We start from the raw sequence: 14,415 nt of genomic DNA on the forward strand, positions 1-14,415 counted from the left end.
CTCTTTCTCCCAAACTCGGCCCCGGGCCGGCAACCCAGTCACGCCGGGGCATGGTTTGCCAGCCTATAGCACATTTCGCCATGGCGTGCCCCTACATCAACGGGACGCCGAATTGTCCCAGGGTTTTGAAGGTCATATTGATGGTCAAAGCCTGGACATTGCTGATGCCGTTATAGTTCGTGAACAAATCAAAGTAGTTGAGCGCGATGATGAAGCAATCGTCTTCATAGCCGCCATCGAGGCCATAGGCGACCAATTGATTGAGCTGCATGTTGCGCTGGATGTAGCCGCCGGCGCGCCAATTGCCGAATTTCGTCTGCAGGCCGGCCAGAATCTCGTTGCGCGGGAAATTGAGCGCCTGATAGGGGGCGTAAGACGGTGCCGGGATGGTCGGCAGCTGGTTATAAAAATAGAAAGGGTCGAGATTGCTATAGATATAACCGAAATCGACACGGAAATTCGGCGGCCCGACCGTCAAGCGAGTATCATTGAACTCGGTCTCGCCGGTGTCGTGGTTGAGGCGGAACCGATAGGTTACGTTCATCCAGTCCGCCGGCTCATAATAGACCCGCCCGACGATGTCGGAAATATTGCCGCCGAGCCCGGTGCCCGGCCCCCAAAGCTGGTATTCGGTCTGCGAGCGATAGGACTGGCCGATTAAAGCGTCGAAAACATGGCTGCCATCGAACCACGCGAAATGCATCCCGAGATCGGCGCGCAACCCGCCGCCGAGACGGTCGATGCCGGGCAAGCGGTTGATCGAAAACAGGTTGGCGTCGGTGAAGAGCTGATCGAGGCTGTCCTCGTTGGGGATGAGATAGGGTGAGGTGAAGCCGTAGCCGTCGGGGCGGATGACGAACTGGGTGATCGGCTCCAGGACCGTCGTTGCGTCGCCATCGATGCGCGAAAATGGCCAGTTCATCCGCGCCGCCACCACCGGCTCGCCCTGGGCGACATCGGAATGGGTGTAGGGGCTGAAATTCGGGATCTGGTTGAGCCCCTGGGCCTGGTAGCCGGCGGAATAGAAGCGGGCGAGGAAATTCCATTCCTGGCCGAGCGGTCCCATCTCCGGCAAATTATAGGAGAGCGTGCCGTTGATGCGCTGGGTATCGGTGCCGATGAAGCGCAGCACATCGAAACCGCCGCCAGTGAAGGTGAAATAGCCGCCAAGTGAATCCGGGTTTCCGACATAGTCATAAAGATAACGCGGTAGGACGTAGGGCAGCTCCTTGTTGTTCACGATATTGAGCAGACCCTCGTAGAATTGGGTATCGAGCCGTGAATAGGCGCCCTGGCCGAAGCCTTCGAGATAGGCAGTGCTGGAAAGCACGTCGTTACCATAGCCGGAGATGAAGAAATCGCGCATGTAATTGGCGGAACTGGCTTCGTTGATATTGAAGCCATAACGCCAATTTTCATTGTAGGTGAAATCGCCGGAGCCGAAAAACAGCCCTTGCATCGCATTCTCGTCATAGGCGATGGCGGTTTCCAACTTGATCTGGCCGTTATTGAATTTTTGCCGATAGAGCGTGTCAAGCATCGGGTCCATGCCGCTGTCGATCCAGGGCGTGATCGTGATGTCCGAATAATTGTTGATGACATAGTAATAGGGTAGCGCGAAGAAGCTGCCGATGAAGGTGTTGGAGCCGGCATCTGGGGCGAGAAAGCCGCTTTCGCGTTTGACCGAACTGTCGGCGGTGGAAAAATAGGGCATGTAGAAAATCGGCACGCCGAGCAGTTCCACCGTCGCATCCTGGAACTCCATGCGCTTGGCCTGGAGGTCATCGACCGCGGAATAGGCGTCGATCTGCCAGACCGGCGGCTTGGTAGGATCGTCCTTGCACAGGGTGCAGGCGGAATAGACCATGCGGCTGAGCTCGTTATATTGGCCATCGGTGCGGCGCGCGCCGTTGGCGGCGATGCGGGTATTCTCCTCGAGCAGCATACGCATGCCGCGCAGCACCGCTTCGCGCATCCCCTGTGTCAGCTCGGCGTAATCGGCGAACAGAACCTCGCCATCGGGCTCCAGCAGCACGACATGGCCGGTCGCGGCGACGACATTGGTGTTGCGGTCGAAGACGATCTTGTCGGCGCGGAGCACGTGATCGTTCTGCCAGGCCTCGACATGGCCGGTCGCGGTGACGATGCCGTTGTCGCGGTCATAGGCGATCTGATCGGCGGTGAAGGACACGGCTTCGTTCGGCTTGATCGGCTCCTTGTTCAGGCTGGTGCCGTATTGCGGCTTGGTGAACGGGGTGAAGCCGGGAATGGTGGTCTGAGCGAGCGCGGTTGTCGCGAACGTGAACACGATCGCGCCCGCAAGGGTAGCGAGGAGAGCCCCCCAAGCCCGGCGCAGCATCGCTCAGCCGTCTTCCAGATGAAGCAAAAGCGCGATCGCCAGCATCAGCCCGGCCGCCGCCGGCGCCCAGGCGGCGAGGACGATTGGCAAGGCCCCGGAGCCGCCGAATTCCTCGGCAACCTTGGAGACCATGAACAGCGCGAAACCGGCGGAAACCCCGCTCCCGATCATCCGCGCGGTGCCGCCGCGCCGCGTCGGGCGCATCGAGAACCCGGCCGCGACCAGCGTCATCGTCGCCGCCAAGACCGGCAGCGCGAGCAGGCTTTGGAAACGCAGCCGATGGCGGATCGCGGAAAACCCGGAGCGCTCGAGGAGTGCGATGAAGTCTGGCAGCTTCCAAAACGAGAGCGTATCCGGCGAGGCGAAGCTCTCCTCGACGCGGGCGACGGTGAGATCGGTTGGCAGCAGGATCGTCCCCGCCGGTTCGGGCGGCCGATCGGTGGAAACCACCCGCGCCGCTTCCAGCCGCCAGGTGCCGTGATCGAGCACCGCGCGTTGCGCCTCGATGCGCTGCAAAAGCTGGTCATGCGGCGCCAGGCGAAAAACGCTGACCTCGCTTACCGAGAGCACGCGGCGGGTGAGCGCCACTTGCTCGGCGTGGATGATCGAAACCCCCTCCGGCACTAGCGCGTGGTCGGATTGGCGGAGCCAGAGCTGGCCGCCGGAGAGCGACAGCGGCCCGCCGGTCGAGGTGAGATAGAGGTTGTCGAGCGCTTCGGCGCGGGCCAGCATCACCGCCGAAACCGGGGTTACCGCCGCCGTCGCGATGGCGCCGAGCAAGGCCGCGCACAAGGTTGGGCCGGAGAGGAATTGCCACGCCGAAAGCCCGGTTGCCCGCGCAACGATTAGCTCCGACGAGCGGGTCAGGCGCCAGAACGCCGAAATCCCGCCGAGCAGCACGGCAAACGGCAGGATCTGCATCGCCTCCCACGGCAGCCGCAGCGCCGCGATCTCGGAGACGATGCCGAAGGTCGCTTGCGGCCGGGTCGCGGCGCGGCGCAAAAGCTCGATGAAGTCAAACAGTGCGACGAGCCCGGACAGGGCCGCGACCATGGTGAGGACGGCGAAGGTGAACACCCGCGAGATATAGCGGAGGAAGGTCGCGGCGAGGATCATGCCGCCGCCCCGGGGATGAGGGACGAAAGGCGGCCGAGGCGGAGTTCGGGCACGAACAGCATCCAGGCGCAGACCATACCGGGCGCGATGGCATGCACCCAGATCAGCGGGATCAGCGCCGGCACGCGCGCCGCGAGATTGGCGATCATCAGACCGACGGCAAGCAGGCCGACGACGACGAGCACCGCGATGAACGGGCGCAAAAGCCCGCCATGGCGCTGAAACGCGCCGCGCAGCACCGCGACCAGGGCAACCATGGCGAAGGAGGCGGCGGTGAGCGGCGCGGTCAGGCGGCGATGCGCCTCGACGACGAATTTCGGCCGATCGCGCGCCGTGACCACCGCCGGGTCGGGGTGCAGCAATTCGCCGAGCGACATCTCGGTCGCGTCGCGAAAGCGTTGCGCGGTCGATTTGTTGGAGGAAAGCTCGATGACATTCTGCGCGAAAGTGAGAATGTTGAGCCGCCCGGTCTGATGATCGATCTCCTGGCGGGTGCCGTCCAGCAGCAGCACGCGCGGCGCGTCGGTCGAGGGCAGGAAACGGCCGCGGCGGGCGAGGATCGTTGCATGCGCGTTCTTCTGGCGCGCGTCATCGATCATCACGCCATGCAGCGTGCCGTCCGAATCGCGCCGACGGACATAGACCGTCATGTCATCGGAGACCTGCGTGAAGACCCCGTCTTGGAGCATGAAGGCGGCCATGCGGTTGCGGATGCGGAATTGTTCCTCGCGGAACGCCGCCGAGGCCGAAGGCACCACCCAGACATCGAGGACAAAGCAGGTGACGACCGAGATCAGCGCCAACATCATTGCCGGGCGCGAAAGCGCGTAAGCCGAAAGCCCGGCGGCACGCATCACCGTCAGCTCGCGGTCGCTCGCCAGGCGCTGATAGGTGAACTGCACCACGACATAGGTGGTGATCGGCAGGATGACGGCGACGAAGCTCGGGATCAAAAGGCCGGTGAGCTGGAGAAACACCGCCAGCGAGAGACCGCGATTGACCACGAGATCGATGAAGCGGAGCGACTGGGTCAGCCAGATTAGCGCGACCAACCCGCCGGTCGAGGCAACCAGCCCGGCCAGAAGCTGGCCGAGGAGATAGCGGTCGATCTGGCCAAGTCGGAGCGCGGAGAGCATGGCGGCCTGCTTTGCGTCGTCCCAGATGCAACCAGCGAAGTGGGGGTCGCCGGTTTCTGGGCCAGAACTTCGGCGAAAGCAACTGCCGAGCGACTTGGCTGCGTATTTTTGCGCAGGGCGTGACGCCCGCCGGCGCGTGGGCGCGGCGTCACGCCGTTTGGCGGTGCGAGAAAGTGGCGAAAGACAGAAAAAAGCGCTCTTTTTTGAAAAAAAGAGTCAAAAAACGTTTCTCCGTTGGGGTGTGCCTACGGCAAAACCTTTCCCGGGTTCAGGAGGCCGCGCGGGTCGAACGCTGTCTTGAGCGCCCGCATGAGGTCGAGTTCGACCCCGCCGCGCCATTCCGGCATCAGGTAGGTCTTGAGCTGGCCGACTCCGTGCTCGGCCGAGAAGCTGCCGCCCAAGCGGCGCACGACGCCGAGCACGGTGTCCATCACGGCGTGGTCCTGGGCGAGGAAATCCTCGTCCGCCATGCCCTCGGGCGGGCGCAAGTTGAAGTGGATGTTGCCGTCGCCGAGATGGCCGAAGGCAACGACGCGGATCCCCGGCATGAGTGCGGCACAGGCGGCCGGGGCTTCGCGCAGGAAGCGCGGCACCAGCGAGACCGGCACCGAGACGTCGTTCTTGATGCTGGCGCCGGCGCGCTTTTGCGCCTCCGCGTGCTCCTCGCGCAGCCGCCACATCGCCCGCGCCTGCGCCTCGCTCGCCGCCAGCGTCGCGTCCAGCACCTCGCCCGCCGCCATCGCTTGCGCCAGCATCTCCTCGACGCCCTCAGCGAGCCCGGCCGCGCGGCGGGGCGAGGCGAATTCGGCCAAGACGTAATGCCCGGCGGCGGCGATGGGAAGCTGTGTGTCCGGGATGTGGCGGAGCACGAGGTCCATGCCGTCTCCCCCCATATATTCGAAGGCAAGCAGCGCCGAGGGGTCATGACGCTGGCAGCGGGTCAGCAGCGCGAGCGCCGCCTCGGGGCTCGGCAGCGAGGCAAACGCAACCAGGCGCTCGCGCGGCGCCGGCACCAGCTTGAGCACGGCGGCGGTGATGATGCCGAGCGTGCCTTCGGCGCCGAGGAAAATCTGGCGGAGACAATAGCCGGTATTGTCTTTGCGCAACCGCCGGAGCCCCTCCCACACTTGGCCATCGGCGAGCACCACCTCAAGGCCGAGCACGAGGTCGCGGGCATTGCCGAAGCGGAGCGTCATATTGCCGCCGGCGTTGGTCGAGAGCACGCCGCCGATGGTCGCACTCCCTTCCGAGGCGATCGAAAGCGGCAACTGGCAGCCGGCCTCGGCCGCCGCATCCTGGGCCGCCTTGACCGTTGCCCCGGCCTCGATGGTGAGGGTGAGATCGACCGGGTCGATGGCGCGCACGCGGTTGAGCCGCGACAGGGTGAGAACCACCTCGTCGCCGCGCGCGGACGGGGTCGCGCCGCCGACCATGCTGGTATTGCCGCCCTGGGGCACGATGCCGAGCCCAGCCTCGGCGCAGATGCGGACGGCGGCGGCGAGTTCGGCGGTGCTCCTTGGGCGCAACACGGCGGGCGGTCGGCCGCGATAGAGCCGCCGCCAATCCTCGGCATAGGGCGCGATATCGGCGGGGTCGGTGATCAGCCCGCGTGGCCCGAGGCAATCGGCGAGCGCGGCGAGGGCCTCGGCCGCGTTCATGCTGGCTGCCCGGCCTTGTGCGCCCCCAGCGCCATCAGCCGCCGATCACGCCAGGCTTGGCGGGCCGGGTGTTCGGCGAGCGGCAAGGCGGCGCGGCGGGGGGCGGCGAGCCGGGCGACGAGGTCGGGCGTGAGGTCACAGGGCGTCATCTCGCGCTCGATCTGCGTATAAAGCCCGCCATAGCGGGCAACGTAATCGGCGAGCCCGCCCGGCGCGTTGAGGTCGATGGTCTCGAACGGCCCCATGAACGACCAGCGCAGACCAAGCCCGTGCTTGATCGTCGCGTCGAGATCCTCCTCGCTGACGACCCCGTCGCGCACGAGCCGGAACGCCTCGCCGAGCAGCGCCATTTGCAGCCGGTTGAGGACGAAGCCGGTGACCTCCCGGTTCACCGTCGCCGGCACCTGCCCGGCCGCCTCCATCAACGCCCGCGCGCGCGCGACCACCGCGGGATCGGTCCACGGCGCCGGGCAGAGTTCGACCACCGGCACGAGATAAGGCGGATTGACCGGATGCGCGACGAGGCAGCGCCCCCGCCCGGCGAGATTGCCGGTGAACTGGCTCGCCGGGATGCCGGAGGTCGAACTCGCGAGGATGGCGTCAGGGGCGGCGAGGCGGTCCATCTCGGCGAACAGGTCAGCTTTGGCCTCGACCCGCTCGGGGCCGTTTTCCTGGACGTATTCGGCGCCGGCGAGCGCTTCGGCGAGGCTTGGCGCGAGGGTGATGCGCGCCAGCACCTTCGCTGGCGGATCGGCGAGGAGACCGACTTCGGCGAGTTCGGGCAGCCGCGCCGCGATGAACCCGCGCGCCGCCGGGATTGCCGCCGGCACCGCGTCCCATAACGCGACGGCGAATCCGGCGCGAGCGAAGACGATCGCCCAAGAACGTCCGATCAGCCCCGCACCGATCACCGCGACTCGGCGTTGGCTTTTTTCGTCCATCGCTTGCCAGTCCTCTTTCCCCGGTTCACCCTGCCGGCACCTCCCGGCAACCGAGACAAAGAGGAAACCCGATGGCGTCATTGGTCAAGATCGCGGTGCTCGATGACTGGCAGGGCATCGCCCGCGCCAGCGCCGATTGGCGGGCACTCGAGGCCCGCGCGACGGTCGATTTTTTCCCGGCCGCCTTCGCCTCTGAAGACGAGGCGGCTTCCCGCCTCGCGGCCTACGACATCCTGCTCCCGATGCGCGAGCGGACGGCGTTTCCCGCATCCCTCATCGCGCGTCTGCCGCGCCTCAAGCTGATCGCCATGACCGGGCCGCGCGCCGGCACCCTCGATCTCGCCGCCTGCACCAAAGCGGGCGTTTTGGTGTGCAACACCGGGAGCGATGCGTCCGGCGCGGCGACGGCGGAACTGGCGCTCGCCCTGCTGCTCGCCGCCGCGCGCCATGTCCCGGCCGGCGATGCCGCGATCCGTGCCGGGCGCTTCCAGGAAGGGGTCGGGCTGGGCCAAATACTCGCCGGGGCGACGCTCGGCGTTATCGGGCTCGGGCGGATCGGCGCGCGCATGGCCGGCTACGGCCGCGCGCTTGGCATGCGTGTGCTCGCCTGGAGCGCCAACCTGACCCCCGAGCGCGCCGCCGAGGCCGGGGCGGAGTATGCGACGAAAGAGGCGCTGCTTGCGCAGTCGGACGCGATCAGTCTCCATCTCGTGCTCTCCGCCCGCACCCGCGGTGTGCTCGGTGCTGCCGACTTGGCGCGGCTCAAGCCGGGGGCGATCGTCGTCAACACCGCGCGCGGCCCGCTGATCGAGGAGGCGGCGCTGGTCGCGGCGCTCCGCGAGGGACGCATCAGGGCCGCGCTCGATGTTTTTGACACTGAGCCGCTGCCCGCCGACCATCCGCTGCGCACTTTGCCCAACTCCGTGCTCACGCCGCATCTCGGCTTCGGGACGGGCGCGATCTTTCGCCAGTTCTACGGCGAGGCGGTGGAAAACATCGCGGCCTTCCTCGACGGCGCGCCGATCCGCGTGGTCAACCCCGAGGCGGCGTCGGCTTGACGGCTGAGGCGCGGCGTTCTCCCATGTCGGCCAGCGAGAGCTGTAACCGATGTGCAGGAGGAAAACGATGCGCGCCTGGGCCGTAGTGGAAAACGGAGCCCCGCTCAAGGAAATGGAGCTTCCGACCCCGGAGCCGAAAGGGACGGAAGTGCTCCTGGAGACGACGCATTGCGGCGTCTGCCATTCCGATCTCCATATCTGGGAAGGTTTTTATGATCTCGGCGGCGGCAAACGAATGTCGCTCGTCGATCGTGGGGTCGTGCTGCCGCTCGCCATGGGCCATGAAATCGTCGGCCGGGTGGTGAAATTCGGGCCGGAGGCCAAGGGCGTGAAGCCGGGCGATCTCCGCATCGTCTACCCCTGGGTCGGCTGTGGCACCTGCGCCGCCTGTCTCGGAGACGAGGACAATATGTGCCTCAAGCCGAAAAGCCTCGGCGTTTATCAGAACGGCGGCTACGCGACCCACGTTCTAGCGCCGCATCCGCGCCATCTCGTCGATCCCGGCACCCTCGATCCGGCGGTCGCGGCGACCTATGCCTGCTCGGGGATCACCGTCTATTCCGCGATCCAGAAGGTCATGCCGCTGCCGCCCGAGGAGCCGGTGGTGCTGGTCGGTGCCGGCGGGCTGGGGATGAACGCGATCGAGATCCTAAAGGCGCTCGGGCACAAGAATATCGTCGTCGTCGATGTCAGCGCCGAAAAGCGCGAAGCGGCTCGGCGCGAGGGCGCGAGCCAAACCATCGATGGCAGCGGCGAGGGGGTTGCCAAACGCATCATCGAGGCGTGCGGCGGGCCGGTCGCGGCGGTGATCGATCTCGTCAACGGCACGGCGACGGCGCGCTTTGCCTTCGACGCCTTGCGCAAGGGCGGCAAGCTGGTGCAGGTCGGCCTTTTTGGTGGCGAACTCTCTTTGCCGCTGCCCTTGATGCCGATCCGGGCGCTGACCGTTCAGGGAAGCTATGTCGGCACCGTCAAGGATCTCCGCGCCCTGGTGAAGCTCGCTCAGTCGGGGGCCGTCAAGCCGCTGCCGGTGACGGAGGTGCCCCAGCGTGATGCCAACGAGGCTCTGATGCGGCTTCGTGACGGCAAGGTGACGGGGCGCCTCGTGCTCCGGGCGGAGGCCGCGTGATGAGCAAGCGCCAGGTCGTCGTTCTCCGTCGTCGCCCGGTGGGCGCGCCGACGCCGGATATTTTCGCGATCGAGGAAAGCGCGATGCCTGAGCCCGCCGAGGGCCAGGTTCTCACCCGCACCCTCTTTCTCTCGATCGATCCCTATATGCGCGGGCGGCTGTCGGACGCGAAATCCTACGCCGCGCCGGTGCCGATCGGCGGCATGATGGAGGGTGAGACCATCGGCGAGGTGATCGCCTCGCGCGATCCTGGCTTTGCGCCAGGCGATGTCGTGGTCGGCCCGCGCGGCTGGGCGAGCCATCTCGTGGCACCGGCGAAGGCGGTGGTGAAGCTGCCAAAAAACGGCGCGCCGCTCTCCACCTATCTCGGCGTCCTCGGCATGCCCGGCACCACCGCCTATTCCGGGATGACCGATATCGGCCAGCCGAAAGCGGGCGAGACGGTGGTGATCTCGGCGGCTTCGGGTGCGGTCGGCGCGGTCGCCGGCCAACTCGCCAAGCGTGCCGGGGCGCGCGTCGTCGGTGTCGCTGGCGGGCCGGAGAAATGTCTCTTCGTGCAGGAAACGCTCGGCTTCGATGAATGCATCGATCATCGCACCCTCGATCTCAAGGCGGCGTTGAATGACGCTTGCCCGAACGGGATCGATGTCTATTTCGAGAATGTCGGGGGTGATCTGCAGCGCCTGGTGTTCCCCCGGCTCAATGCCTTCGGCCGGGTGGTGATGTGCGGCATGGTCGCCGAATATAACGACACCGAGCCGCGTCCCGGCCCCAATCTGATGATTGTGGTGCGCAACCGGCTACGCATTCAGGGCCTGATCGTCTCCGACAAGCCCGAACGCTTCGCCGAATGGCGCGCCTTGGCAACGCCTTGGGTCTTGGATGGCAGCCTGAAATACCGCGAAGATATCGTCGAGGGGCTCGAAAACGCCCCCGACGCGCTGATCGGCATTCTCGGCGGGCGCAATTTCGGCAAGCTCCTCGTGCGCGTCGGCGCCGCTCCGGCCTGAGCGGCGGTTTTCTCGGAGCGGGCAGTGCCGCAGGCACTGCCCGCTGGGCCAAAGTTTTTTGGTTCTTTTTTTTCAAAAAAGAACATCCTTGCCTTTCCTTGCGAGCGAATAAGGAAACCTTCTCGCACGAACGAGGGGAATTCATTGGCGGCGGCGGGCGCGGCGGGGCAAGATGCGCCGCGTTGAGGAGCGAGATCATGTCCGAACGTGACAATCACCCCCCGGGCGACGCGCATCAGGGGCGGCATTTCCTACAAATTCCCGGCCCCACCAACGTCCCCGACCGCGTCCTGCGCGCCATCGACCGCCCGACCATCGACCATCGCGGCCCGGAATTCGCGGCCCTCGCCCGCCGCGTGCTCGACAATCTGCGCCCGGTGTTCGGCACCGAGGCACCGGTCGTCATCTATCCCGCCTCCGGCACCGGGGCGTGGGAGGCGGCGCTGGTCAATACGCTCTCACCCGGCGATCGCATCCTGATGATCCGCACCGGCTGGTTCGCCACACTCTGGAAGGAAATGGCCGAGCGTCTCGGCCTCGCGCCGCTGGTCTTTGACACCGATTGGCGCCGCGGCGCCGATCCGGCGCTGATCGGCGAAGCGCTCACTGCCGATCGCGACCATGAGATCAAGGCGGTCTGCGTCGTCCATAACGAAACCTCGACCGGCTGCCGCAGCGATATCCAGGCGATCCGCGAGGCGATGGACCGCGCCCAGCATCCCGCCCTGTTGCTCGTCGACACCATCTCCTCACTCGGCTCGATGGAGTATCGCCACGATGAGTGGGGCGTCGATGTCACCATCGCCGGCTCGCAAAAAGGGCTGATGTTGCCGCCAGGTCTTTCTTTCAATGCGATCAGTCGCAAGGCGCTCGCCGCCGCCGAGCATGCCCGCCTTGCCCGCAGCTACTGGGATTGGCGGCCGATGCTCGCTGCCAATGAACGCGGCTTTTTCCCCTACACGCCGGCGACCAACCTGCTCTACGGCTTGGACGCGGCGCTTTCGATGCTGCACGAGATCGGGCTGGACGCGGTCTTTGCCCGCCACGCCCGTCACGCCGAGGCAACCCGGCACGCGGTGCGCGCCTGGGGGCTCGAAATTCAGTGCGCCGAGCCGCGCCATTATTCCGCGAGCCTGACCGCCGTCCGCCTGCCCGAGGGCGAAAGCGCCGATCGTCTCCGCGCCCTCATCCTCGCGCGGTTCAACATGAGCCTCGGCAACGGTCTCGGCCCGCTCGCCGATCGCGTCTTTCGCATCGGCCATCTCGGCCATTTCGGCGATCTCGACTTGATCGGAACGCTGGCCGGGGTGGAAATGGGCCTCGCGGCCGCCGGCATCCCGTTCCGCGCCGGCGGCGTCCAGGCAGCTCTCGACTTCTTGGCGCTGCCGGCGTGACCTGGAAGGGAGAGCGGTTCTTTTTTGAAAAAAGAGAACCAAAAAACTTTTCTCCGTTGGCCAGCGCCTGCGGCGCTGCCCGCTCCGCGCAAGTTGCCACGCCAAGAAACCGGGAGAAAAGTCTTTTTGCTTCTTTTTCTTCAGGAAAAGAAGAATCTTCCTAAGTTCGTACGCAAAGAGAGGTATCACGCATGATCGAAGTTTGGACCTGGCCGACCCCGAATGGTCACAAAGTGCATATCATGCTCGAGGAAATCGGGCTTCCTTATAAAGTCGTGCCGGTGAATATCGGCCAGGGGGAGCAATTCAAGCCCGAATTCCTCGCGATCACCCCCAATCATCGCATTCCGGCGATCATCGATCCCGACGGGCCGGGGGGCCAGCGCTTCGCCTTGTTCGAATCCGGCGCGATCCTGATTTATCTTGCGGAAAAAACCGGGCAATTGATCCCGGCCGAGCCGGCGGCACGCTATCGCTGTCTCCAATGGCTGATGTTCCAGATGGGCGGTGTCGGGCCGATGTTCGGCCAGTATAACCATTTCGCCGCCTACGCCCCGGAAAAGATCCCCTACGCCATCGAGCGCTACACCAACGAGGTCAAGCGCCTGCACCGCGTGCTCGATAAGCGTCTCTCTGAGAGCGAGTATCTTGCCGGCGCCGACTACTCGATCGCCGACATCGCGACCTTCCCCTGGGTGCGCAATCCGTCGCGGCGCGGCATCGACCTCGCCGATTACCCGCATGTTCGCCGCTGGCATGACGCGATCGCCGCCCGCCCCGCCGTGATGCGCGGCGTCGAGGTTCTGAGCGAAAATCAGCGCCGCGGCGCGATGACCGACCAGGAGCGCGAAAATCTGTTCGGCGCCAAGCAGTTCGGCGCGCGCTGAGACGGCGATGGCGGCGCCGGCGTCGCCGTTTCTTGGGGTCGCGGAGGGCGGGCGTTTCGTCCTCGGCCGCCTCGCCCAAAGCCTCGATGGCCGCATCGCAACCCCCTCCGGCGCCTCGCAGTGGATTGGAGGTGAGGAAGATCTCGATCACACCCACCGCCTGCGCGCGAGCGCCGATGCCGTCCTGGTCGGTGCCAGCACCGTCGCCGCCGATGACCCGCGCCTGACTACGCGGCGGGTTCGCGGCCCCTCGCCGGTCAGAGTGGTGCTTGACCCGAGGCGGCGGCTCGGCGTGGAATTTCGTCTCTTTCAGGATGGCGGCGCGACGCTGCTTTGCGTTGCGGCAGAGACCATCGCCGGGGAAACCCGCCACGGCACCGCCGAACTCGTCGGAGTTTCGTGCCGGGATGGTGTTTTCGATCTTCGCCGTTTGCTTGATCAGCTCGCTCTGCGCGGCTTGCGGCGCGTGCTTGTTGAAGGCGGCGGGGTTACGCTGTCGCGGTTTCTCGCCGCCGGCCTGCTCGACCGGTTGCACGTGACCCTCGCGCCGCTCTTGCTCGGCGGTGGCATCCCGGCCTTCGCGCTACCCCCCGCCGCGACCCCGGCCGAGGCGCGGCGGCTCGCCTGGACGGTTCATCCTTTGGGCGGGGATCTCCTGCTCGATATCGTGTTCACCGCGAACGCAAGTGGGCGCGGCGGCGAAGGGCCGCGAGCGCCGTGACCCCAAACCCGAGGAGGCCGAGCGTCGCCGGCTCGGGGACATTGGTGCCGCCGCTGCCGACCAGGGGCGCGATATCATCGAGTGAGTTGATATAGAAATTATTCGAAACGAAGTCGGTGGACGCGCCAATGAGGCCGGTATTGGCGTAATCGATGAACACCAGATTGCCCGTATTATCGGCCCAGTAGAGCTGTCCGTTGCCGGTGACGGCGCCCTGGTCCAGTTCCTGCCCCGGATTGAGGGCGAGAGTCGAGAGAACCGTGCCTGAGGTGCTGACCTGCGCGATCGTGTCGCCGCCGGCGAGGATCAGATCGCCGGTGAACGGGTCATAGACCATGCCGTGCGCGTAAGGGACATTGGTGAGGAGCGCGGTGGTGACGCCGGTCGCGAGATTGATGGTGCCAAAATCGCCGAGCCCGCTATCGGCTCCGTCGGTGTAAAACGCCGTGCCGGGGGCAAGCCCCGGCGCGAAGGTGATATGCGTCACCTCACTGCTCGCGCCCGAGACGGTAACGACCGTCGGCGTGCCGCCGGTCGGGTTGAGCGGCACCTTGGTGATCGTCGAGGCGTTGCCTTCGCTGCCGCCACCCCAAACATGGTTGCCGCTCGGGCCGACGGTGATTTCATACGTGTTCATCCCGGCGGGAAGCGTGACATAATTCCCATTGGTCGGGTTCACCTGGTAGATGCTGCCGGTACCCTGCCCGCCCACCAACAACTGGCCGTTATTGGGGTTCTCGACGATGCCGTCCGCCCCCGGCGTCTGGGCGATTCCGGTCGGCGTGGTAAGGGAGAAGGTGCCATTGCCGGCGTTGCCATTGCCGCTATAGGTCGCGGTGGTACTCCAGATATTTTCGCCGCCGCTATAGGTGGTGAAATAGAGAGTGTCGATGACCGCGCCGGCCCGGGCCGTCGAGGCGAGGCCAGCGAACAGCATTGCCGTCGTGGCCATAAAAATATACCTGCTTGTCGGCCGCACCACGCTCGTCATCCGCCGTCTCCCTGA

General features: G+C 65.7%; 12 protein-coding genes. 6 read left to right on the forward strand and 6 right to left on the reverse strand.

Annotated elements, in window-relative coordinates:
* Positions 1 to 91 precede the first annotated feature (91 nt).
* The 5 genes from ACP5M5_RS05490 to ACP5M5_RS05510 all read right to left on the reverse strand — a co-directional run bounded on the left by ACP5M5_RS05490 (position 92) and on the right by ACP5M5_RS05510 (position 7,210).
* Positions 92 to 2,359, reverse strand: a complete 2,268-nt coding sequence (locus ACP5M5_RS05490) for an LPS-assembly protein LptD (protein WP_427936052.1) — start codon at positions 2,357 to 2,359, stop codon at positions 92 to 94.
* 3 nt (positions 2,360 to 2,362) lie between these two features.
* Positions 2,363 to 3,475, reverse strand: coding sequence for an LPS export ABC transporter permease LptG (gene lptG / locus ACP5M5_RS05495; protein ID WP_427936053.1), 1,113 nt, complete (start codon positions 3,473 to 3,475; stop codon positions 2,363 to 2,365).
* Positions 3,472 to 4,611, reverse strand: coding sequence for an LPS export ABC transporter permease LptF (gene lptF / locus ACP5M5_RS05500; protein ID WP_427936054.1), 1,140 nt, complete (start codon positions 4,609 to 4,611; stop codon positions 3,472 to 3,474). Before lptF ends, lptG begins: the two co-directional genes overlap by 4 nt.
* Before the next feature lie 245 nt (positions 4,612 to 4,856).
* Entirely contained in the window at positions 4,857 to 6,269 is a 1,413-nt protein-coding gene (locus ACP5M5_RS05505; RefSeq protein ID WP_427936056.1) for an FAD-binding oxidoreductase, read from the reverse strand.
* Positions 6,266 to 7,210, reverse strand: coding sequence for a 3-hydroxyacyl-CoA dehydrogenase (locus tag ACP5M5_RS05510; protein WP_427936057.1), 945 nt, complete (start codon positions 7,208 to 7,210; stop codon positions 6,266 to 6,268). The genes ACP5M5_RS05505 and ACP5M5_RS05510 overlap by 4 nt, the downstream gene beginning before the upstream one ends.
* A gap of 71 nt (positions 7,211 to 7,281) precedes the next feature.
* On the opposite strand from ACP5M5_RS05510, the gene ACP5M5_RS05515 reads away from it, so the two are divergent.
* The 6 genes from ACP5M5_RS05515 (at position 7,282) to ACP5M5_RS05540 (ending at position 13,409) form a co-directional block, all read left to right on the forward strand.
* A complete protein-coding gene (locus ACP5M5_RS05515; RefSeq protein WP_427936059.1) occupies positions 7,282 to 8,268 on the forward strand; it encodes a D-2-hydroxyacid dehydrogenase family protein in 987 nt (328 codons plus the stop codon).
* Positions 8,269 to 8,335: 67 nt separating this feature from the next.
* Positions 8,336 to 9,397 carry an alcohol dehydrogenase gene (locus ACP5M5_RS05520; protein WP_427936060.1) on the forward strand — a complete coding sequence of 354 codons (1,062 nt, stop codon included), beginning with the start codon at positions 8,336 to 8,338 and terminating at the stop codon, positions 9,395 to 9,397.
* Positions 9,397 to 10,407 carry an NADP-dependent oxidoreductase gene (locus ACP5M5_RS05525; protein WP_427936061.1) on the forward strand — a complete coding sequence of 337 codons (1,011 nt, stop codon included), beginning with the start codon at positions 9,397 to 9,399 and terminating at the stop codon, positions 10,405 to 10,407. Before ACP5M5_RS05520 ends, ACP5M5_RS05525 begins: the two co-directional genes overlap by 1 nt.
* A 197-nt stretch (positions 10,408 to 10,604) precedes the next feature.
* Complete coding sequence (locus ACP5M5_RS05530; RefSeq protein WP_427936062.1) at positions 10,605 to 11,801, forward strand: pyridoxal-phosphate-dependent aminotransferase family protein; 1,197 nt, start codon at positions 10,605 to 10,607, stop codon at positions 11,799 to 11,801.
* Between the two features lie 191 nt (positions 11,802 to 11,992).
* A complete protein-coding gene (locus ACP5M5_RS05535; protein ID WP_427936063.1) occupies positions 11,993 to 12,688 on the forward strand; it encodes a glutathione S-transferase N-terminal domain-containing protein in 696 nt (231 codons plus the stop codon).
* 7 nt (positions 12,689 to 12,695) lie between these two features.
* Entirely contained in the window at positions 12,696 to 13,409 is a 714-nt protein-coding gene (locus ACP5M5_RS05540; RefSeq protein WP_427936064.1) for a RibD family protein, read from the forward strand.
* Here the strand turns inward: ACP5M5_RS05540 and ACP5M5_RS05545 are convergent.
* A complete protein-coding gene (locus ACP5M5_RS05545; RefSeq protein WP_427936066.1) occupies positions 13,360 to 14,361 on the reverse strand; it encodes a PEP-CTERM sorting domain-containing protein in 1,002 nt (333 codons plus the stop codon). The genes ACP5M5_RS05540 and ACP5M5_RS05545 overlap by 50 nt on opposite strands.
* Positions 14,362 to 14,415: the final 54 nt, after the last annotated feature.

The sequence above is a fragment of the Acidibrevibacterium sp. genome (assembly GCF_049965395.1).
In the GTDB taxonomy this organism is placed as follows: Bacteria; Pseudomonadota; Alphaproteobacteria; order Acetobacterales; family Acetobacteraceae; genus Acidibrevibacterium; species Acidibrevibacterium fodinaquatile.

Bases quoted from the DNA above. Each gene is read 5' to 3' on its own strand.
- ACP5M5_RS05490 (WP_427936052.1), bottom strand. From the start codon at position 2,359: ATGCTGCGCCGGGCTTGGGGGGCTCTCCTCGCTACCCTTGCGGGCGCG.
- ACP5M5_RS05545 (WP_427936066.1), bottom strand. From the start codon at position 14,361: ATGGCCACGACGGCAATGCTGTTCGCTGGCCTCGCCTCGACGGCCCGG.
- lptG (WP_427936053.1), bottom strand. From the start codon at position 3,475: ATGATCCTCGCCGCGACCTTCCTCCGCTATATCTCGCGGGTGTTCACC.
- ACP5M5_RS05525 (WP_427936061.1), top strand. From the start codon at position 9,397: ATGAGCAAGCGCCAGGTCGTCGTTCTCCGTCGTCGCCCGGTGGGCGCG.
- ACP5M5_RS05520 (WP_427936060.1), top strand. From the start codon at position 8,336: ATGCGCGCCTGGGCCGTAGTGGAAAACGGAGCCCCGCTCAAGGAAATG.
- ACP5M5_RS05535 (WP_427936063.1), top strand. From the start codon at position 11,993: ATGATCGAAGTTTGGACCTGGCCGACCCCGAATGGTCACAAAGTGCAT.
- ACP5M5_RS05530 (WP_427936062.1), top strand. From the start codon at position 10,605: ATGTCCGAACGTGACAATCACCCCCCGGGCGACGCGCATCAGGGGCGG.
- lptF (WP_427936054.1), bottom strand. From the start codon at position 4,611: ATGCTCTCCGCGCTCCGACTTGGCCAGATCGACCGCTATCTCCTCGGC.
- ACP5M5_RS05540 (WP_427936064.1), top strand. From the start codon at position 12,696: ATGGCGGCGCCGGCGTCGCCGTTTCTTGGGGTCGCGGAGGGCGGGCGT.
- ACP5M5_RS05515 (WP_427936059.1), top strand. From the start codon at position 7,282: ATGGCGTCATTGGTCAAGATCGCGGTGCTCGATGACTGGCAGGGCATC.
- ACP5M5_RS05505 (WP_427936056.1), bottom strand. From the start codon at position 6,269: ATGAACGCGGCCGAGGCCCTCGCCGCGCTCGCCGATTGCCTCGGGCCA.
- ACP5M5_RS05510 (WP_427936057.1), bottom strand. From the start codon at position 7,210: ATGGACGAAAAAAGCCAACGCCGAGTCGCGGTGATCGGTGCGGGGCTG.